This is a genomic window from Microbacterium paulum, from assembly GCF_015707995.1.
GTDB classification, from domain to species: Bacteria; Actinomycetota; Actinomycetes; order Actinomycetales; family Microbacteriaceae; genus Microbacterium; species Microbacterium paulum.
Map to the genome: position 1 here is coordinate 1 of NZ_JAAGRY010000062.1, position 18,198 is coordinate 18,198.

General features: G+C 69.1%; 18 protein-coding genes and 1 pseudogene. 6 read left to right on the forward strand and 13 right to left on the reverse strand.

What is annotated here, in order from left to right; genetic code table 11:
• The 3 genes from G3N18_RS13075 to trpD form a co-directional block, all read right to left on the reverse strand.
• The coding region (locus G3N18_RS13075; RefSeq protein ID WP_196384721.1) for a PHP domain-containing protein at positions 1-983 on the reverse strand (983 nt) is incomplete at its 3' end.
• A gap of 85 nt (positions 984-1,068) precedes the next feature.
• On the reverse strand, positions 1,069-1,563 hold the full coding sequence (locus G3N18_RS13080; RefSeq protein WP_196384722.1) for an aromatic ring-opening dioxygenase LigA: 495 nt from the start codon (positions 1,561-1,563) through the stop codon (positions 1,069-1,071).
• 105 nt (positions 1,564-1,668) lie between these two features.
• Entirely contained in the window at positions 1,669-2,745 is a 1,077-nt protein-coding gene (trpD, locus tag G3N18_RS13085) for an anthranilate phosphoribosyltransferase (RefSeq protein WP_196384723.1), read from the reverse strand.
• Between the two features lie 132 nt (positions 2,746-2,877).
• Here trpD and ctaE point away from each other — a divergent pair, with 132 nt between their 5' ends.
• From ctaE to G3N18_RS13110, 5 genes are all read left to right on the forward strand, one after another.
• Positions 2,878-3,522 carry an aa3-type cytochrome oxidase subunit III gene (gene ctaE / locus G3N18_RS13090; protein ID WP_196384724.1) on the forward strand — a complete coding sequence of 215 codons (645 nt, stop codon included), beginning with the start codon at positions 2,878-2,880 and terminating at the stop codon, positions 3,520-3,522.
• A gap of 20 nt (positions 3,523-3,542) precedes the next feature.
• Positions 3,543-4,343, forward strand: a complete 801-nt coding sequence (qcrC, locus tag G3N18_RS13095) for a cytochrome bc1 complex diheme cytochrome c subunit (RefSeq protein ID WP_196384725.1) — start codon at positions 3,543-3,545, stop codon at positions 4,341-4,343.
• A gap of 46 nt (positions 4,344-4,389) precedes the next feature.
• The gene (gene qcrA, locus G3N18_RS13100; RefSeq protein ID WP_196384726.1) at positions 4,390-5,469 is read left to right on the forward strand and encodes a cytochrome bc1 complex Rieske iron-sulfur subunit; all 1,080 of its coding nucleotides are present in this window, start codon (positions 4,390-4,392) and stop codon (positions 5,467-5,469) included.
• Positions 5,466-7,271, forward strand: a complete 1,806-nt coding sequence (gene qcrB / locus G3N18_RS13105; protein WP_196384727.1) for a cytochrome bc1 complex cytochrome b subunit — start codon at positions 5,466-5,468, stop codon at positions 7,269-7,271. The genes qcrA and qcrB overlap by 4 nt, the downstream gene beginning before the upstream one ends.
• 81 nt (positions 7,272-7,352) lie before the next feature.
• Positions 7,353-7,757, forward strand: a complete 405-nt coding sequence (locus tag G3N18_RS13110) for a rhodanese-like domain-containing protein (RefSeq protein WP_196384728.1) — start codon at positions 7,353-7,355, stop codon at positions 7,755-7,757.
• A gap of 34 nt (positions 7,758-7,791) precedes the next feature.
• Here G3N18_RS13110 and G3N18_RS13115 read toward each other — a convergent pair whose 3' ends face one another.
• From G3N18_RS13115 to G3N18_RS13140, 6 genes are all read right to left on the reverse strand, one after another.
• Positions 7,792-8,583 (reverse strand): PP2C family protein-serine/threonine phosphatase, encoded by a 792-nt coding sequence (locus G3N18_RS13115; protein WP_196384729.1) that lies wholly within the window; start codon positions 8,581-8,583, stop codon positions 7,792-7,794.
• A 20-nt stretch (positions 8,584-8,603) separates the two neighbouring features.
• On the reverse strand, positions 8,604-9,038 hold the full coding sequence (locus tag G3N18_RS13120) for an aa3-type cytochrome oxidase subunit IV (RefSeq protein ID WP_196384730.1): 435 nt from the start codon (positions 9,036-9,038) through the stop codon (positions 8,604-8,606).
• A complete protein-coding gene (gene ctaD / locus G3N18_RS13125; protein ID WP_196384731.1) occupies positions 9,039-10,805 on the reverse strand; it encodes an aa3-type cytochrome oxidase subunit I in 1,767 nt (588 codons plus the stop codon). It lies immediately after the preceding gene.
• Positions 10,805-11,704 (reverse strand): aa3-type cytochrome oxidase subunit II, encoded by a 900-nt coding sequence (gene ctaC / locus G3N18_RS13130; RefSeq protein WP_196384732.1) that lies wholly within the window; start codon positions 11,702-11,704, stop codon positions 10,805-10,807. Before ctaC ends, ctaD begins: the two co-directional genes overlap by 1 nt.
• A 201-nt stretch (positions 11,705-11,905) precedes the next feature.
• Complete coding sequence (gene erpA, locus G3N18_RS13135) at positions 11,906-12,274, reverse strand: iron-sulfur cluster insertion protein ErpA (protein WP_196384733.1); 369 nt, start codon at positions 12,272-12,274, stop codon at positions 11,906-11,908.
• 100 nt (positions 12,275-12,374) lie between these two features.
• Positions 12,375-13,796: a dipeptidase gene (locus G3N18_RS13140; RefSeq protein ID WP_196384734.1), complete on the reverse strand. Its 1,422-nt coding sequence runs from the start codon at positions 13,794-13,796 to the stop codon at positions 12,375-12,377.
• A 62-nt stretch (positions 13,797-13,858) separates the two neighbouring features.
• On the opposite strand from G3N18_RS13140, the gene G3N18_RS13145 reads away from it, so the two are divergent.
• On the forward strand, positions 13,859-14,419 hold the full coding sequence (locus G3N18_RS13145) for a DUF3043 domain-containing protein (protein WP_196384735.1): 561 nt from the start codon (positions 13,859-13,861) through the stop codon (positions 14,417-14,419).
• Positions 14,420-14,909: 490 nt separating this feature from the next.
• On the opposite strand, the gene G3N18_RS13150 is transcribed toward G3N18_RS13145, so the two are convergent.
• From G3N18_RS13150 to G3N18_RS16195, 4 genes and pseudogenes are all read right to left on the reverse strand, one after another.
• Positions 14,910-15,935, reverse strand: coding sequence for a quinone-dependent dihydroorotate dehydrogenase (locus G3N18_RS13150; RefSeq protein ID WP_196384736.1), 1,026 nt, complete (start codon positions 15,933-15,935; stop codon positions 14,910-14,912).
• Positions 15,936-16,002: 67 nt separating this feature from the next.
• Complete coding sequence (gene nrdR / locus G3N18_RS13155) at positions 16,003-16,467, reverse strand: transcriptional regulator NrdR (protein WP_196384737.1); 465 nt, start codon at positions 16,465-16,467, stop codon at positions 16,003-16,005.
• 3 nt (positions 16,468-16,470) lie between these two features.
• Complete coding sequence (hisD, locus tag G3N18_RS13160; RefSeq protein ID WP_196384738.1) at positions 16,471-17,781, reverse strand: histidinol dehydrogenase; 1,311 nt, start codon at positions 17,779-17,781, stop codon at positions 16,471-16,473.
• A 30-nt stretch (positions 17,782-17,811) separates the two neighbouring features.
• Positions 17,812-18,198 (reverse strand): annotated as a pseudogene (locus G3N18_RS16195) (hypothetical protein); the annotation flags it as partial.

The following is an 18,198-nucleotide window of genomic DNA, read 5'->3' on the forward strand; positions in this document are numbered from 1 at the left end:
CGCGCGGTCCAGGCCCGCAGGCGGTCGAGCGGCCACGTCGTGACGATGCGCTCGGGCGGCACCCCGGCGCGCTCCGCGCGTGCTGCACCCTCGTCGAGCAGCCCGAGCTGGCCGGGCGCATGCGCGTCGGAGTCGATCGCGAACAGGCATCCGGCCTCGAGCGCGACCGCGATGAGCTCGTCGGGTGGGTCTTCGCGCTCGGGTCGCGCGTTGATCTCCACGGCGACCCCGTGCGCCGCGCACGCGTCGAACACCGCGCGGGCGTCGAAGGTCGAGGGCGGGCGCGTCCCGCGCTCCCCCGCGATGAGCCGCCCCGTGACGTGACCGAGCACGTCGACGCGGGGGTGGGATGCCGCCGCGACGAGCCGGCGCGTCATCGCCGCGGCATCCATCCGCAGTTTCGAGTGCGCGGAGGCGACCACGACGTCGAGCTCGCCAAGCAGCACGTCGTCTTGATCGAGCGCGCCGTCGTCGAGGATGTCGACTTCGATGCCGCTGAGCAGCGTGAATCCGTCACCGCTCAGCCCCGCGACGACGCCGAGCTGTTCCCGCAGCCGCTCCGCGCTCAGCCCGTTCGCGACGCGCAGCCGCGGGGAATGGTCGGTGAGGGCGAGGTACTCGTGGCCGAGCGCGCGAGCGGCCGTCACCATGTCGGCGATGGGCGTCGTGCCGTCCGACCAGTCGGAGTGGCAGTGCAGGTCTCCGCGCAGCAGGGCCCGGAGCGCCGACCGCGCGGGGGCGTACCGAGCCCGAAGCTGCGCGAGGTAGTCGGGCACCTCGCCCGCGAGCGCCTGCTGGATCACGGCGAACGTCGAGTCGCCGATGCCCGCGCGCCGGCGCAACGACGCGGCATCCGACAGTTCATCGCGATCGAGCCCCGCGATCGCCGCCGCCGCGGCGCGGAACGCCTTCGACCGGTACCGCGAGGCGCGCTCGCGCTCGAGCAGCGCGGCGATCTCGGTGAGCGCGTCGATGGGTTCCATGGTCTCCCAGGCTTCCGGGGCGGGGAATGCACGACGGGCCCGCACTCACGCGCGGGCCCCTCGGACGGAAGGAAGGAAGGGAGCCTCAGGCTCGCGTCACCGTCGAACGGCGGACGATGACGGGAACGGATGCCAGGCGGCTCAGCGCCCAGCCGAACAGGATCGACAGGATGCCGATGCCGATCGCGAACGCCGCGACACCGAACGACACGACCGAGGTGAACAGCGACGTGCGCAGGAACGAGGCGTTCATCATGGTGGTGCGTACCGGGTCGTCCTGCGCGAGCTCGGCGTAGGTCTTGCCGCCCGAGATCTTGAGGGCGTGGTGCTGGATGATGTCGGCCTGCACGTACGCCGTGAACGGCCCGGCGACGGTCTGCCCCTGGAACGCCATCGCGTCATCGGGCACCGTGATGTTCTCGGCGCGCAGCTGCGACGAGACCATCACCCACACGACGACGCCCACGATGATCAAGACGATGCCGCCCAAGATGCCGAGCACCCCCGCGGCCTTGACGATGCCGACCTTCTTCTGAGGGGGTTCGATGGTGTCGGCGGTGACGACGACTTCGTCTGACATGGGGGCGTTCCTCTCTGGGGATGCCGGGATGTTGAGATCAACGTATCCGCCGCCCCACGACAGGCGCCAGAGAAAACACCGGAGAAAACCCGGCGAGCGGTGCGGTCAGGCCTCGTCGCCCGCGTCGGCGCCCCGCTGCGTGGCCTCGACCCAGCGCGTCAGCACCCCGGCCGCCGAGCCGTCGTCGATGGCCGCCGCGGCGCGGTCGCGCGCCTGGGCGAGCCGCTCGAGGATGGGCCGCTGCACCTGGGTCGCGTCGCGGAAGAGCTCGTACGAGACGATCCCCGCGGCCGCGTTCAGCAGCACGATGTCGCGCACGGGCCCTGTCTGCCCGTCGAGCACGCGGCGCACCACCTCGGCATTGTGGGCGGCGTCGGCGCCGAGCAGGTCGTCGATGTCGGCCAAGGGGATGCCGATGTCACGCGGGTCGATGTCGTGCTCGTGCACGTCACCTCGGCTGATCTCCCACAACCGGCTGTGCCCCGTCGTGGTCAGTTCGTCGAGTCCGTCGTCGCCGCGGAAGACGAGCGCCGTCGCGCCGCGCGTCTGGAAGACCCCGGTGATGAGCGGAACCCGATCGAGGCTCGCGGCCCCGACCGCGTTGGCCTCGGCGCGGGCCGGGTTGCAGAGCGGCCCCAGGTAGTTGAAGACCGTCGGCACGCCGAGCTCGGACCGCGTCGGTCCCGCGTGGCGGAAGCCCGGGTGGAACGCCGACGCGAACGCGAAGGTGATGCCGACCTCGGCGAGCACCTCCGACACCCGCTCGGGCGAGAGCGTCAGGTCGATACCGAGCGCCCCCAGCACGTCGGAGGAGCCGGATGCCGAGCTGGCCGCGCGGTTGCCGTGCTTGACGACCGGGATGCCTGTGGCCGCCGCCACGATCGCCGACATCGTCGACACGTTGACGGTGCCGAACCGGTCGCCGCCGGTGCCGACGATGTCTAGCACCTCGGCGGGAACGGGAAGCGGGAGGGCCGCCTCGAGGATCGCGTCGCGGAACCCGACGATCTCGTCGACCGTCTCGCCCTTCGCGCGGAGCGCGAGCAGGAATCCGCCCAGTTGAGAGGGGGTCGCGCGGCCCGACATCACCTGCCGCATCGCCCACGTTGCCTCTGACACACTGAGGTCACGCCGATCGAGGATCGTGGTGAGGATTTCCGGCCACGAGAAGAGCTCCGCCATGAGCGTCGATCCTATCGGCAGACTGTCAGCACACTCGCGGCCCGCTCCGAGCGCGTTCCGATGCCCCCGAAAGTCCGGTGCATCGCGCAGACACCTTCAGGGATGCGAAAACTGAGCGCCACATCAGCCATAATGGGGAGCGTGACGACCACTCCAGCGACCTATTCCCAGGCCTTGCGCTCCGTCAAGCGACCGGATCCGGTCGCTGTGGGCACCATCGTGTGGCTCGGCAGCGAGGTCATGTTCTTCGCCGGCCTGTTCGCGATCTACTTCACCCTGCGCAACGCCTCCCCCGACCTCTGGGCCGAGAGCACCGGCGACCTCAACGTGCCGTTCGCGGCCGTGAACACGCTGATCCTCGTGCTGTCCTCGTTCACCGCGCAGGCCGGCGTCTTCGCCGCCGAGCGCTTCCAGCCCTACCGCACCGGGTCGTTCTGGCAGTTCCGCAAGTGGGGCATGGTCGAGTGGTTCTTCCTCTCCTTCCTCATGGGCGCCGTCTTCGTGTCGGGCCAGGTGTGGGAATACGCCACGCTCGTCGCCGAGGGACTGCCGATCAGCGCAAACTCGTACGCGTCGGCCTTCTACCTGACCACCGGCTTCCACGCGCTGCACGTGACGGGCGGGCTCATCGCCTTCCTGCTCGTGATCGGCCGCGCCTTCGCCGTGAAGAACTTCGGCCGTAAAGAGATGACCTCGGCGATCGTCGTGTCGTACTACTGGCACTTCGTCGACGTCGTCTGGATCGTCCTGTTCTTCGTCATCTACGTCGTCAAGTGAGAGCGGAGCTGACTACTTCCATGCCTTCGAAGACCCCGCGCCAGAAGACCGGCCGCCGCAGCAAGTGGGCCGCGGCCGCGCTGATCGGCATCGGCCTGCTCGTGACCGGCGGCATCTACGCCGGCGCCTCGGCGGCGATGGCTGCCACCGAGCCCGCCACGGCCTCCACCGCGCTCACCGCCGAAGACGGCAAGAAGCTCTTCCAGGCGAACTGCGCCACCTGCCACGGCCTGAACCTCGAGGGCACCGCCGACGGTCCGTCGCTGTACGGCGTCGGCGAGCTCGCGGTCGAGTTCCAGATGTCGACGGGCCGGATGCCTCTGCAGATGCAGGGCCCGCAGGCGCCGCAGAAGCCGGAGCAGTTCACCGAGGACCAGATCCTCGCGATCGCCAAGTGGGTCCAGTCGACCTCCCCCGGCCCGACCTTCCCCGACGAGAAGATCCTCGACGGCAAGGGCGACGTCGCCAACGGCGCGGAGCTGTTCCGCATCAACTGCGCCATGTGCCACAACGTCGCTGCGGCCGGCGGTGCGCTCACCGAGGGTAAGTACGCGCCCGCGCTCACGAGCACCAGCCCGCTGCACATGTACGCGGCGATGGTGACCGGCCCGCAGAACATGCCGGTCTTCAACGACATGACCCTCACCCAGGACGAGAAGCGCGACATCATCTCGTCGCTGCTCTTCCTGCAGCAGAACGAGTCGCCGGGCGGTCTCTCCCTCGGCTCGCTCGGCCCCGTGTCGGAGGGTCTGTTCATCTGGATCTTCGGCATCGGGAGCCTGATCGGCCTCACCGTGTGGATCACGGCGAAGTCGAACTGATCGGGCATTTGTGGATATCGGCACTGACGTAGGAAACGGACGCACCATGGCACACGAGGAAGACGCGCTCGAGCACGAGAGGGCTTCATGGAAGCCCTCCTCCGGGCTCGCCGTCACCGTCGACGACCCTGTGCAGAACCCGGGACTGCCCCCGCACCGGGAGCGCATCACCGACAAGGATCCGGCCGCCATGAAGCGCGCCGTCCGCACCGTCTACACGCGCTTCTACCTCTCCCTCGCGGGCAGCATCTGGGCCGTCGCGGCCTACATGCTCTTCCCGATCGAGAGCGGGCAGATCGTCGACATCCGCCACAACAACCTCTTCATCGGTCTCGGCATCGCGCTCGCGCTGCTGGCGATCGGCATCGGCGCGATCCACTGGTCGAAGGCCGTCATGAGCGACCGCGAGTTCATCGAGCCGCGGCACGCGACGCGCGGTCGTGACGCGACGCGCGAAGGCGCTGTCGAGGTCTTCCGCGCGGCCAACGAAGAGTCCGGCTTCGGGCGTCGCACCGCCATCCGCGGATCGCTGATCGCCGCGCTCGTCGCCTCGATCCTGCCGGGCATCACGCTCTTCCGCGGTCTGGCGCCCGAGAGCTCGCCCGAGAACCCCATCGCGGGTGACCCGGTCGCGCTCCTCAGCCACACCATGTGGAAGAAGGGCGAGCGCCTCGCCCACGACCCGTCCGGTAGGCCGATCCGCGCCGCGGACCTGACACTCGGCTCGGCCGTGCACGTCATCCCCGCCTCGCTCGCCGACCTCAGCCACCACGACGGCTACCTCGAAGAGAAGGCGAAGGCCATCGTGCTGCTCATGCGCCTGCTCCCCGAGCAGCTGCCCGCCGAGCACAACAAGCTCGAGTGGAGCTACGACGGCATCGTCGCCTACTCCAAGGTCTGCACGCACGTCGGATGCCCCGTGGCCCTGTACGAACAGCAGACGCACCACCTGCTGTGCCCCTGTCACCAGTCGCAGTTCGACGTGTCGCGCTCCGCGGCCGTGATCTTCGGCCCGGCCGCCCGTCCGCTGCCGCAGCTGCCGATCACCGTCGACGACGAGGGCTACCTCGTCGCGCAGAGCGACTTCACCGAGCCCGTCGGCCCGAGCTTCTGGGAGCGTCATTGAGCACCGCGACCGTCACTGAGACCCCCTCGTCGACCGATCGGCGTGACGAGAAGCCGCTCGGCGGCCGTTTCGTCGCGGGCGCGGCGAACTACATCGACGAGCGCACGAGCATCTCCGGCCTCGTCAAAGAGCTCGGCCGCAAGATCTTCCCCGACCACTGGTCGTTCATGCTGGGTGAGATCGCGCTGTGGAGTTTCGTCGCCGTGCTGCTGTCGGGAACGTTCCTGACGTTCTTCTTCCAGGCATCCATGGTCGAGACCCACTACGCCGGGTCGTTCCTGCCGCTGCGCGGCGTGGAGATGTCGGCGGCACTCGACTCGACCCTGCGACTGTCGTTCGACATCCGCGGTGGCCTGCTCGTGCGTCAGATCCACCACTGGGCCGCGCTCGTGTTCGTCGCCGGCATCGGCGTGCACATGCTGCGCGTCTTCTTCACCGGTGCGTTCCGCAAGCCGCGCGAACTCAACTGGGTGATCGGCTTCATCCTGTTCATCCTCGCGATGGCCGAGGGCTTCACCGGGTACTCGCTGCCCGACGACCTGCTCTCGGGCAACGGTCTGCGCATCATCGACGGCATGGTCAAGGGCATCCCGCTGATCGGCACCTGGACCTCGTTCCTGCTGTTCGGCGGCGAGTTCCCCGGCACCCAGATCGTGGGACGCCTCTACACGCTGCACATCCTGCTGCTGCCCGCGATCCTCGTGGCGCTCCTCGCCGTGCACCTCATGCTGATGATCGTCAACAAGCACACGCAGTTCGCCGGCCCGGGCCGCACGAACAGCAACGTCGTGGGCTACCCGATGATGCCGGTGTACATGTCGAAGATGGGCGGGTTCTTCTTCCTGACCTTCGGCGTGATCGTGCTGATCGCCTCGCTGTTCACGATCAACCCGATCTGGAACTACGGCCCGTACGACCCCTCCCCCGTCTCGGCGGGCACCCAGCCCGACTGGTACATCGGCTTCGCCGACGGCGCCCTGCGCCTCGTTCCGCCGCACCTCGAGTTCGTGCTGTGGGACCGTACTTGGTCGTTCAACATCCTGCTGCCCCTCGGCATCATCGGCATCTTCATCGTGCTGGTGCTGATCTACCCCTTCATCGAGGCGTGGGTCACGGGCGACAAGCGCGAGCACCACATCGCCCAGCGTCCCCGCAACGCCCCGACGCGCACCGCGATCGGTGTCGCCGGCGTGATCTTCTACGCCGTGCTGTGGGCGGCCGCCTCGTCCGACATCATCGCGACCCACTTCCACCTCACGATGGAAGGCGTCATCCACACGCTGCAGGCGCTGCTGATCGTCGGCCCGATCCTCGGGTACTTCATCGCGAAGCGCATCGCGATCGCACTGCAGAAGAAGGACCGCGAGATCGCGCTGCACGGCTACGAGTCGGGTCGCATCGTGCGCCTGCCCGGTGGCGAGTACATCGAGGTTCACCAGCCGGTCGACGCCTACGAGCGCGTCAAGCTGGTCGACTACGAGACGAATGCGCCGCTCGTTGTGCGCCCGAACGACGCGGGCCGCATTCCGTGGCACGAGAACTTCCGCGCCTCGCTGTCGCGCTGGTTCTTCGAAGACCGCCTGGTTCCCGTCACGCAGTCCGAGGTCGAGGCCGCCGAGGCGCACGCGCACCACACGCTCGAGCACATCGACGAAGAAGAGAACCTCGAGCTTCAGGGCATGCACGACCGCGCGGGCGTTCCGGATGCCCCGCACCACCCGATCGACGACGGTCACAACCCGGAGACGGCCAACCGTCCGTCGAACATCATCATCCCGGACGACGAGCCGAAGAAGGACTGACCGCTCATCTGGCAGACAAGCGGCGAGGAGTGACCGTCACGGTCCTCCTCGCCGCTTTCTGGTTGCCCTAGCGTGAGAGGCATGACCGACGCCTTCGTCTACTTCTCCGCCAAGCTCACCCACGAGACCGACGCCTCCGACGTGTACGCCGCCCAGCAGGCCGGTGACGCGTTCGTGCTGGTGGATGTCCGGAGCGCGGATGCCTGGGCGCAGGGGCACGCCGTGGGCGCCGTCCACGTGCCGTATCGCGACATCGCCGCCCGGGCGGCGGAGTTCGACCCGGCCGTCCCCGTCGTCGTGTACTGCTGGAGCCCGGGATGCAACGCCGGCGCCAAGGGCGCCGTCGAGTTCGCGAAGCTCGGCTTTTCGGTGCGCGAGATGATCGGGGGTTACGAGTACTGGGCGCGCGAGAGCTACCCGGTCGAGGGCGCCGACGGCCCGCTCCCCCGCGTCTTCGACCCGCTCGTCATGTACGTGCGCCCCTGACCGCTGAAACCTCGGCCGCTCCGGCCCGCACGTGTCAGACGGCGGGGTCGAGCTCTTCCGCGAAGCGTGCGGCGGCCGCACCGGCGAAACGCACGGGGCGCGGCGCCGCCGCACCGTCGACGACGTCGGCGACGACCGCGGTGACGTTGTCGCGCGAGCCGGCCTCGAGCGCGAGGCGTACGAGCTCGTGTGCGGCCGCGTGCGGGTCGAGGGCGGCACTCAGCACCTCGCCGATCGCATCGTCGGGCAGGTAGTCGCTCACGCCGTCGCTGCAGATCATCCAGCGGTCGCCTGCCACCGGGTACCGCTCCGCGACACGCACGAGGTCGGTGGCCTCACCGCGCAGCGACGCCGTGATGATGTTGCGGCGCGGATGCGTCATGGCGTCTTCGGCCCGCACGAGACCCTGCTCCACGAGTGTCTGCACGAAAGAGTCGTCGCGGGTCTGGCGGATCAGTTCGCCCCCGCGCAACAGGTAGGCACGAGAATCGCCGGTATGCGCGAGGAGGAGGGCCCCGCGTTCGCTGAACCACACCGCGGTGAACGTCGTCGCCATGCCGGCGAGAGCCGGATCCCGGCGCACGTGCGCGCCGAGATCCCAGTTGGCCTCTCGAATGCGCACGGCGAGAGCCGAGGCATCCGGAACCCGCTCGCTACCGGCCACCAGGCGGTGCACGAGAGCGGCTGAGGCGAGATCGCCCGCGGGCCCACCGCCGACACCGTCGGCCACTCCCGCGCCCCAGGGCGCGACGAACGCCGCGTCTTGGTTGACGTCGCGGTACCCGCCGATGTCACTGCAGACACCGGCCGACAAAGAGAGGGCCATCGAGGGTGCGAGCGCTCAGCTCAGCGAGCGAAGTACCCGCGGTAGTACTCGTACACCCAGCCGACGATCGCGACCACGAAGACCGCGCCGGCGATCGGCAACAGGAAGTTGCCGACGGCGAGGCCGATCATGCCGAGCGCGGCCGAGAACGCGAGCACGAGCGGCCACCACGACCACGGGCTGAACTCGCCCATCTCGGGGTCGCCGTCGTCGATGTCGCTCGTCAGCACGTCTTCGGGCAGCTCGCCGCCCTGCGCGCGGTGCACGCGGTCGACGTAGAAGCCGATCATGATCGCCATGAACGCCGTGAACAGCAGCGTGACACTGCCGACCCACTCGATCGCGTGGTACCACGGCAGGCTCGAGTGCTCGATGATGTTCCAGCCGGTGTACAGGCCGAAGCAGAGGAAGAAGAACCCGGCAAGGATCCACCAGAGGTTGACGTTGGTCTTCACTTACTTCACCTCTCCATCGGCCGCATCGACCACGGGCGCATCGGGCGCGTCCTTCGCGGGACCGACGCCCACCGGCACGGCGGCCTCGGGGTGGTTCAGGTCGAACGCAGGACGCTCGCTGCGGATGCGCGGGATCGAGGTGAAGTTGTGGCGCGGCGGCGGGCAGCTGGTCGCCCACTCGAGCGATCCGCCGTAGCCCCACGGGTCGTTGACGGTGACCTTCGGGGCCTTGCGCGCCGTGATCCACACGTTCAGGAAGAACGGGATCATCGAGGCGCCGAGCAGCATCGCACCGATCGTGGACACCTGGTTCTGCCAGGTGAAGCCGTCGGCCGCCGAGTAGTCCGCGTAGCGGCGCACCATGCCCTCCACGCCCAGCCAGTGCTGGATGAGGAACGTCATGTGGAAGCCGATGAACAGCATCCAGAAGTGCACCATACCGAGACGCTCGTTGAGCATCCGACCCGTCCACTTCGGCCACCAGAAGTAGAAGCCGGCGAACATCGCGAACACGACCGTGCCGAACACCACGTAGTGGAAGTGCGCGACGACGAAGTACGAGTCGGAGAGGTGGAAGTCGAGCGGGGGCGAGGCGAGGATCACGCCGGTGAGACCACCGAAGACGAACGACACCAAGAAGCCGAGCGAGAAGACCATCGGCGTCTCGAACGTGATCGAGCCGCGCCACATCGTGCCGATCCAGTTGAAGATCTTCACGCCGGTGGGCACCGCGATGAGCATCGTCATCAGGGCGAAGAACGGCAGCAGCACCGCGCCGGTGACGTACATGTGGTGCGCCCACACCGACACCGACAGGGCAGCGATCGCGATCGTCGCGTAGACGAGCGTCTTGTAGCCGAAGATCGGCTTGCGGCTGAAGACCGGGAAGATCTCCGAGACGATGCCGAAGAACGGCAGCGCGATGATGTACACCTCGGGGTGACCGAAGAACCAGAACAGGTGTTGCCAGAGGAGCACGCCGCCGTTGGCCGGGTCGTAGATGTGCGCACCGAGCACGCGGTCGGCGCCGGCGGCGAGGATCGCGGCGGCGAGAACGGGGAACGCCATGAGGATCAGGATGCTCGTGACGAGCGTGTTCCACGAGAAGATCGGCATGCGCCACATGGTCATACCGGGCGCGCGCATCGTGATGATCGTCGTGATGAAGTTCACGGCACCGAGGATCGTGCCGAAACCGCTCATGCCGAGGCCCAGCATCCACAGGTTTCCGCCCGCGCCGGGAGAGAACGTCGCTCCCGCGAGCGGCTGATAGGCGAACCAGCCGAACGCCGCCGCGCCCTGCGGGGTGAGGAAGCCGGCGACCGCGATGAGCGAGCCGAAGATGAACAGCCACAGCGCGAACGCGTTCAGACGCGGGAACGCGACGTCGGGCGCACCGATCTGCAGCGGCAGGATCGCGTTGGCGAAGCCGGCGAACAGCGGCGTCGCGAACATCAGCAGCATGATCGTGCCGTGCATCGTGAACAGCTGGTTGTACTGCTCCTTGGTGGGCACGATCTGCATGCCGGGCTCGAACAGCTCGGCGCGGATGATGAGCGCCATGACGCCGCCGAGCAGGAAGAACAGCACCGACGCGATCAGGTACATGTACCCGATCGTCTTGTGGTCGGTGGAGGTGATCCAGCGGACGAGGATGTTGCCCTTCTGCTCGACGCGCGAAGACGTCAGCAGCGCCGCCTGGCGGGGCGGGAGGGTGGTAGAGCGGTGCGGGGCTTCACCCTGCAGCGGAAGCGACGTGGTCGCCATCAGTGTTCTCCCTCGGAATCCGACGTCGAGCCCGTGCCCGGCAGGTTCTGCAAGCGGTCGTATGCCTTGTTGATGTCGCCCGTCTGGCCGGCGTCGCGCAGGCCGTCGAGGTACGCGTCGTACTCGGCCTGCTCGACGACCTTCACCTTGAAGAGCATCATCGAGTGGTACTGGCCGCAGAGTTCGGCGCACTTTCCGTCGTACTCGCCGACGCGGGTCGGCGTGAACGACCAGAAGTTGTCCTTGCCGATGTACATGTCCTTCTTGTACAAGAAGTCGATGATCCAGAAGGAGTGGATCACGTCACGCGAGGTGAGCTTGATCTTCACCTTCTTGTCGACCGGCAGGTAGAGCGTGGGCAGTTCGCTGGTGATGTTGCCCTGCGCGTCGGTCTGCGCCTGCACACCCATCGTCCAGACGGCGTCGGATGCGTCGTCGCAATCGTTCTGCGCGTACTGGAAATCCCAGGCCCACTGCTTGCCGATCGCCGTGATGCACGCGTCGGGGTTGTCGTACTGCGTCTCGAGCGTCGCCTGGTCGCGCGCGGTGTACGCGAAGAAACCGAGCACGAGGATCAGCGGCACGATCGTGTAGAAGATCTCGACGGGCATGTTGTAGCGCAACTGCACGGGCAAGCCGGTCTGGCCCTTGCGACGCCGGTAGGCGATCGCGGCCCAGCCCATGAGGGCCCACGTGATGACGCCGACGGCGAGCAGCACGATCCACGAGTTCACCCACAGGCCCGACACCATCTCGGTGTGGTTGGTGGCCTGGGTTCCGTCGTCGGTGAAGCCGGGCAGGAAGCCGTTCAGCTGGCTCGTCGTGCAGCCCGCGAGGGCGACCGCCGTGACGATCCCGAGCGGGATGGCGGCGAGGCGGAGGCGGCGTGTGACGCGCACGGTGCACCTTTCGGGGTCATGAAGGTCGAACACCGTTCAGTCTAGGGCAACCTCCCACGCGATTCAGGCCATGTGCCCAGGATGTCCCCTGCCTACGGAGGGGGTTTTGCGGGCTGATCCGGCCTGATCGCAGCAGGAACGCGCGCCCTTGCGAACGGGTCGCCGGCGGCGCGGTTCGACTCGTCGGAAGGGAGCTGGGGCTCAGTGGAAGCTGTCGCCGCAGGCGCAGCTGCCGGCCGCGTTGGGGTTGTCGATCGTGAAGCCCTGCTCGGAGATCGTGTCTTTGAAGTCGATCGTCGCGCCGTCGAGGTAGGGCACCGACATGTCGTCGACGATGACCTCGACGCCGTCGAAGTCGACGGCCTGGTCGCCGTCGAGGAAGCGCTCGTCGAAGTACAGCTGATAGATCAGGCCCGAGCATCCACCGGGCTGCACGGCCACGCGCAGGCGCAGGTCGTCACGGCCCTCTTGGTCGAGCAGGTTCTTGACCTTGGCCGCCGCGGCGGCGGTCAGGCCGACGCCGTGCGCCTTGGTGTCACTGGTGTCGGTGGTGATGGCGGTGTCGGTCATGGCACTCTCCCGGAAGCTCGTGCCGGGCTCAGCCGGCGGGATGCCACGATTCTACGCGGCCTCGCCGCGGAGGGCTCCGGTTTCGCCCGGCCCGACCGCGTCAGCGGGTCGCGTCGAGGCTCTCGAGGAGGAGCGCTTCGGAGAGCAGCGCGCGGCGGAACGTGTCGAGGTGCAGCGACTCGTTCGGGCTGTGCGCGCGGGCGTGCGGATCTTCGACGCCGGTCACCAGGATCTCGGCGCCGGGGAACTCGTCGACCAGGTCGGCGATGAACGGGATCGAGCCGCCGACGCCGATGTCGACCGGGGCGGCGCCGTAGCCCGACTCGAGGGCCGCGCGCGCCTGCGCCACGGCGGTGCCGCTCGTGTCGACGAGGAACGGGTTGCCGCAGTCGACATCACTGAAGGTGAGCTCGGCACCGAACGGCGCGTGGGCGCGCAGGTGCGCCTCGATGGCTTCGTAGGCCTCGCGGGCGTCTTGGCCGGGGGCGACACGCGCACTGATCACGAGCGAGAGCTCGGGCGTGAGGGTGTTCGAGGCGTTCCGCACCGACGGGTAGTCGATTCCCGTCACGGTCACGGTCGGCTTGTTCCAGATGCGGCTGAGGATCGTGCCCCGCCCGATCGGGCTGACGCCGGCGGGCAGGCCCGCCTCGTCGCGCAGGGTCGCCTCGGAGTAGTCGGGCGTCTCGGCATCCCTCTCGCGGAGCCCCGCGACGGCGACGGCACCGTCGTCGTCCCACATCGTCGAGAGCAGCTTGACCGTCGCGAGCATGGCGTCGGGAACCGCTCCCCCGAACATGCCCGAGTGCGACGCGTGCTCGAGGGTCTTCACCGTGAGCGTGAACCGGGCGTTCCCGCGCAGCGACACCGTGAGGGCGGGGGTGTCGGCGTCCCAGTTGCCCGAATCGGCGACGACGATCACGTCGGCGCGCAGCGCGTCGGCATTCTCGCGCAGGAAGGCGGCGAACGAGGCCGAACCGGCTTCCTCCTCGCCCTCGATGAAGAGGTTCACCCCGAGGTCGAAGTCCGGTCCGACGGCCTCGACGAACGCGCGCAGGGCACCGATGTGCGCCATCACGCCCGCCTTGTCGTCGGCCGCGCCGCGGCCGTAGAGGCGCCCGCCCCGCACGGTCGGTTCGAACGGGGCGCTCTCCCAGAGGCTCTCGTCGCCCACCGGCTGCACGTCGTGGTGCGCGTAGAGCAGGATGGTGGGCCGACCGTTCCGCGCGGCGCGGGATGCCAGCACCGCAGGCATCCCCTCGGCGCCCGTCTCGGGGATCACGGCGGTCTTCACCTCGACGCAGTCGAAGATGCCGAGGTCTTCGGCGAGGCTCTTCACCGCCTCGGCGCTGCGGGCGACCTCGGCGCGATCGAAACCGGGGAAGGCGATCGACGGGATGCGCACGAGCCGGCCGAGATCGGCGAGGGCCGCCGGAACGGCCGCCTCGGCGGCGTTGCGGACTGCTCCTGCCCTCGTGATATCGGTGTCGGACGACTCGGGCCGGGGCGCGGGAGAGATCATGCGGGTAATCTTAAAGGGGCGCGTTCCGCGCACCAGCCGTCCAGATATCGAGGACCCACCCCGTGGCCAAGAACACCGCTTCCCCCGAGACCGCTCCCGAGGTGCCCGCAGGGCCGGGCAAGAACCGCCCGACGCCCTCGCGCGCCGAGCAGGAGGCGGCACGCAAGCGTCCGCTCGTGGCCGACACGAAAGAGGCGCGAGCCCGTGCGAAGGCCGACCTCGCCGGCCAGCGCGAGAAGGCCCGCATCGGCATGGCCAACGGCGACGAGCGCTACCTGCCGGTGCGAGACAAGGGGCCGCAGCGCAAGTTCGCCCGCGACTTCGTCGACGCGGGCTGGCACGCCGGCGAGTTGCTCATGCCGCTCATGCTCGTGGTCATCCTCGTGAGCCTTGTGCAGAACCAGGCCATCGTGTACTACTCCTTCGTGGCGCTGTGGGTGTTCATCCTCTTCGTCGTCGGCGACATGATCATCACGAGCCACCGCGTGAAGAAGCTCGCGCGCGAGAAGTTCGGCGACCGCACCGAGAAGGGCCTCGGCTGGTACGCCGCCATGCGGACGATCCAGATGCGCTTCATGCGCCTGCCCAAGCCGCAGGTCAAGCGCGGCGGCTATCCGGTCTGACCCGCGCGCGGGCTGCGCGATTGCGCGCGCTCGGGCTGACGCTGTGCGTGCTGCGCTCGCGCGGATATCTGCGTAATTGCGGATGCCTGTGACACCAGCCTCCGCAATTGAGCAAATCTCCGAAGTTCCGCACGTCCCGGCATCCGGTGCCCCATGCGCACCTGCGGAGATCTGCACTGCTGCAGATGCCTAAGGCACTAGCCTCCGCAATTGCGCGGCTCCCCGCAGGTGCGCAGATCACCGCAGTTGCGCAGGCCACGGCACCCGATGCCCCGTGCATACCTGCGGAGATCTGCACTGCTGCGGATGCCTGGGACACCAGACTCCGCAGGTGCGCAGATCACCGCATTTGCGCAGGCCACGGCACCCGATGCCCCGTGCACATCTGCGGGGATCTGCACTGCTGCGGATGCCTGGGGCCCAAGAATCCGCGATTGCGTAGATCTCCGCGGTTGCGCGTCGCGAAGCAGCCCGCGAGCCCGGCGCGGGGTCAGAGCGCGGCGGCGAGTCCGCGGTTGATCTGGCGCGCCCAGAACGGTCCGCGGTAAATGAACGCGGTGTAGCCCTGCACGAGGTCGGCTCCGGCGGCGAGGCGTTCGCGCACGTCGTCGGCGGTCTCCACTCCCCCGGCCGAGATCACGCAGAAGTCCTCGGGCACCGCGGCGCGGACGACCCGCAGCACGGCGAGCGACCGCTGCCGTAGTGGTGCTCCCGACAGCCCGCCCGGGCCCATCGCCGCGACCTTCTCGGGATCGGTCGACAAGGGCTCGCGCGCGATTGTCGTGTTCGTCGCGACGAGGCCCGCCAGGCGCAGGTCGACGGCGAGCCGGGCGATCGCCGCGATCTCGTCGTCGGGCAGGTCGGGCGCGATCTTCACGAGCAGCGGCGTCGTGCCGGCCGCGTCGCGCACGGCTTCGAGAAGCGGGCGCAGCGTCTCGACCGCCTGAAGTCCGCGAAGACCGGGGGTGTTCGGCGATGACACGTTGACGACGAGGTAGTCGGCGACGGGAGCGACCTCGCGCGTGCTCTGCACATAGTCGGCGGTCGCCTGATCGACATCCACGACGCGACTCTTGCCGATGTTCGCGCCGAGCACCGTGCGTCGCGGGTGGCGACGCGAGCGGGCGAGGCGCCGCGCGGCGGCCGCGGCACCGGCGTTGTTGAACCCCATGCGGTTGATCAGCGCCCGATCTTCGATCAGGCGGTACAGCCGCGGCTTCGGGTTGCCCTCTTGCGCGATCGCGGTGACGGTGCCGACTTCGACGTGCCCGAACCCGAGCGCGTACAACCCCTCGCTCATCACGGCGTTCTTGTCGAACCCGGCGGCGACGCCGAACGGCGAATCGAAGACGAGCCCGAGCGCGCGCGTCTGCAAGCGCGGGTCGGGGCGCGTCAGCGCGCGCACGATCGGCGCGAACGGCCACACCCCCAGCACGCGGATGACGGGCACCACCAGGTGGTGGGCCGACTCGGGGTCCACGTGGGAGAAGAACGTGCGAAAGATGAAGGGATACATCGGCACTCAGCCTACGGCGCCCGCCACAGCGCACCGGTCCCGCACGGGCCGTGAATTGCGCGGGTGGTCACGCCTCGCTCGGCGCGGCGTGGTCGGCGCGCAGCTGCGAGATCGACGCTTCGAAGTCTTCGAGCGAATCGAATGCCTGATACACGCTCGCGAACCGCAGATAGGCGACCTCGTCGAGGTCGCGCAGCGGCCCCAGAATGGCGAGACCGATCTCGTTGGTGTCGATCTGCGACGACCCGGTCTGCCGCACCGCCTCTTCGACGGCCTGCGCCAGCACGGCCAGGTTGGAATCGGTCACCGGCCGCCCCTGGCATGCCTTGCGCACACCCGACATGACCTTCTCGCGGCTGAACGGCTCGATCACGCCGGAGCGCTTGATCACATTGAGGCTGGCCGTCTCGATCGTCGAGAAGCGGCCGCCGCACTCGGGGCACTGGCGGCGGCGACGGATGCTGAGGCCATCGTCGCTCGTACGCGAATCGATCACGCGCGAGTCAGCATGACGGCAGAAGGGACAGTGCACGAATCAGCCTTCCGATCCGGCGAAGCGGGCGGTGGCGGCTTCGCCGTGCGCGGGCAGCACCTCGGCATCCGCCAGCGCGACGATGTCGTCGACGACCGCCTCGAGCGCGGCGCGGTCGTACGAGATCACCTGCTGCGGGCGCAAGAACGTCGAGGCCGACAGGCCCGACGCGTAACGCGCCTGACCGCCGGTCGGGAGCACGTGGTTGCTGCCGGCGAGGTAGTCGCCGAGACTCACCGGCGAGAAGGCACCGACGAAGACGGCGCCGGCGTTGACGAAGTCTTCGGGTCGCGGGTCGTCGAGGTGCAGCTCGAGATGCTCGGGAGCGTAGGCGTTGCTGAACGCCGTCGCCGCCGCACGGTCATCGACCAGCACGATCGCCGACTGCGGGCCCTCGAGCGCCGTCCGGGCGCGCGCGCCGTTCCGCGTCGCGTCGATGCGCCGCTCGACCTCGCCGCGCACCGTGCGGGCGAGGTCTTCCGACCACGTGACGAGAACCGCGGATGCCTGTTCGTCGTGCTCCGCCTGGCTGATGAGGTCGACGGCGATCAACGAGGCATCCGCCCCGCCGTCGGCGACGATCAGGATCTCGGTCGCGCCCGCCTCGGAATCCGTGCCGACGACGCCCGCCACGGCGCGCTTGGCCGCCGCGACGAAGTTGTTGCCGGGGCCCGTCACGACGTCGACCGGCTCGAGTCCGAGCGATTCCACGCCGTAGGCGTAGGCGGCGATGGCGCCGGCACCGCCCACCGCGTAGACCTCGTCGACGCCGAGGAGCTTCGCCGCGGCGAGGATGTCGGGGTGCACCCGACCGCCGAACTCGGCCTGCGGGGGCGACGCGAGCGCCACCTCGCCGACACCGGCGACCTGCGCGGGAACCACGTTCATGACGACGCTCGACGGGTAGACCGCCTTGCCGCCCGGCACGTACACGCCGGCGCGTCGCACGGGCTGCCAGCGCTGCTCGACGACCGCGCCCGGGCCGAGCTCGGTGCGGATCGGCGGCGGCACTTGCGCGGCCGACGCCGTGCGCACACGGCGGATCGCTTCTTCGAGGGCCGCGCGCACCCCGGGGTCGAGGCGGTCGAGCGCCTCGTCGAAGTGGGCGGCGGGCACGCGGATGTCGTGCTGCGACACCCGGTCGAAGCGTTCGGCCTGCTCGCGGAGCGCGTGCTCGCCGCGGCGCTGCACGTCGGCGACGATGTCGGCGGCCGCGCTCAGCGCCTCGGCGCGGGCCGCCTGGGCGCGGGGAACGGCGGCGAGCAGCTCTGTCGTGGACAGGTCACGGCCGCGGAGGTCGATCGTGCGGAGCATCGGTACAGGCTAACCGGCCGGCGCGCGGCCTCAGCCGCGCGTGACGCCGGAGACGTCGTTCAGGTAGCCGATGCGTCCGTCTTCGTGACGCACGACGAAGCTGTCGCCGCGGTCTTCGATCACGAGCGTCCACGCCGTCGGCCCGATCGTGAAGATGGGGGTGCCGTGCTCGTCGACCACGTCGCGCTCGACCGGGGCGAGCGCCCAGAACGCCTGCGAGGCAGGCGGTGCGCTCTGCTCGGCGGTCGCGCTGTCGGCCGGGGGCGCGCTGTCGGCCTCGGGCGCGCTGTCGGCCGCGGGCGCGATGTCGACGGCGGCGCCGGCGGCGACCGTGTCGAGCGGGGTGATCGCGGTGGTCTCGGCAACCGGCGAGGCGTAGGCGGACGGCTCCCCGACCGGCGTGGCCGACGATGTCGG

Coding starts and splice junctions, on each gene's coding strand:
- ctaD (WP_196384731.1), bottom strand. CDS start 10,805: ATGGCGACCACGTCGCTTCCGCTGCAGGGTGAAGCCCCGCACCGCTCT.
- hisD (WP_196384738.1), bottom strand. CDS start 17,781: ATGCTCCGCACGATCGACCTCCGCGGCCGTGACCTGTCCACGACAGAG.
- G3N18_RS13115 (WP_196384729.1), bottom strand. CDS start 8,583: ATGGCCCTCTCTTTGTCGGCCGGTGTCTGCAGTGACATCGGCGGGTAC.
- ctaE (WP_196384724.1), top strand. CDS start 2,878: ATGGGGAGCGTGACGACCACTCCAGCGACCTATTCCCAGGCCTTGCGC.
- qcrA (WP_196384726.1), top strand. CDS start 4,390: ATGGCACACGAGGAAGACGCGCTCGAGCACGAGAGGGCTTCATGGAAG.
- G3N18_RS13150 (WP_196384736.1), bottom strand. CDS start 15,935: ATGTATCCCTTCATCTTTCGCACGTTCTTCTCCCACGTGGACCCCGAG.
- G3N18_RS13080 (WP_196384722.1), bottom strand. CDS start 1,563: ATGTCAGACGAAGTCGTCGTCACCGCCGACACCATCGAACCCCCTCAG.
- trpD (WP_196384723.1), bottom strand. CDS start 2,745: ATGGCGGAGCTCTTCTCGTGGCCGGAAATCCTCACCACGATCCTCGAT.
- G3N18_RS13110 (WP_196384728.1), top strand. CDS start 7,353: ATGACCGACGCCTTCGTCTACTTCTCCGCCAAGCTCACCCACGAGACC.
- G3N18_RS13140 (WP_196384734.1), bottom strand. CDS start 13,796: ATGATCTCTCCCGCGCCCCGGCCCGAGTCGTCCGACACCGATATCACG.
- erpA (WP_196384733.1), bottom strand. CDS start 12,274: ATGACCGACACCGCCATCACCACCGACACCAGTGACACCAAGGCGCAC.
- qcrC (WP_196384725.1), top strand. CDS start 3,543: ATGCCTTCGAAGACCCCGCGCCAGAAGACCGGCCGCCGCAGCAAGTGG.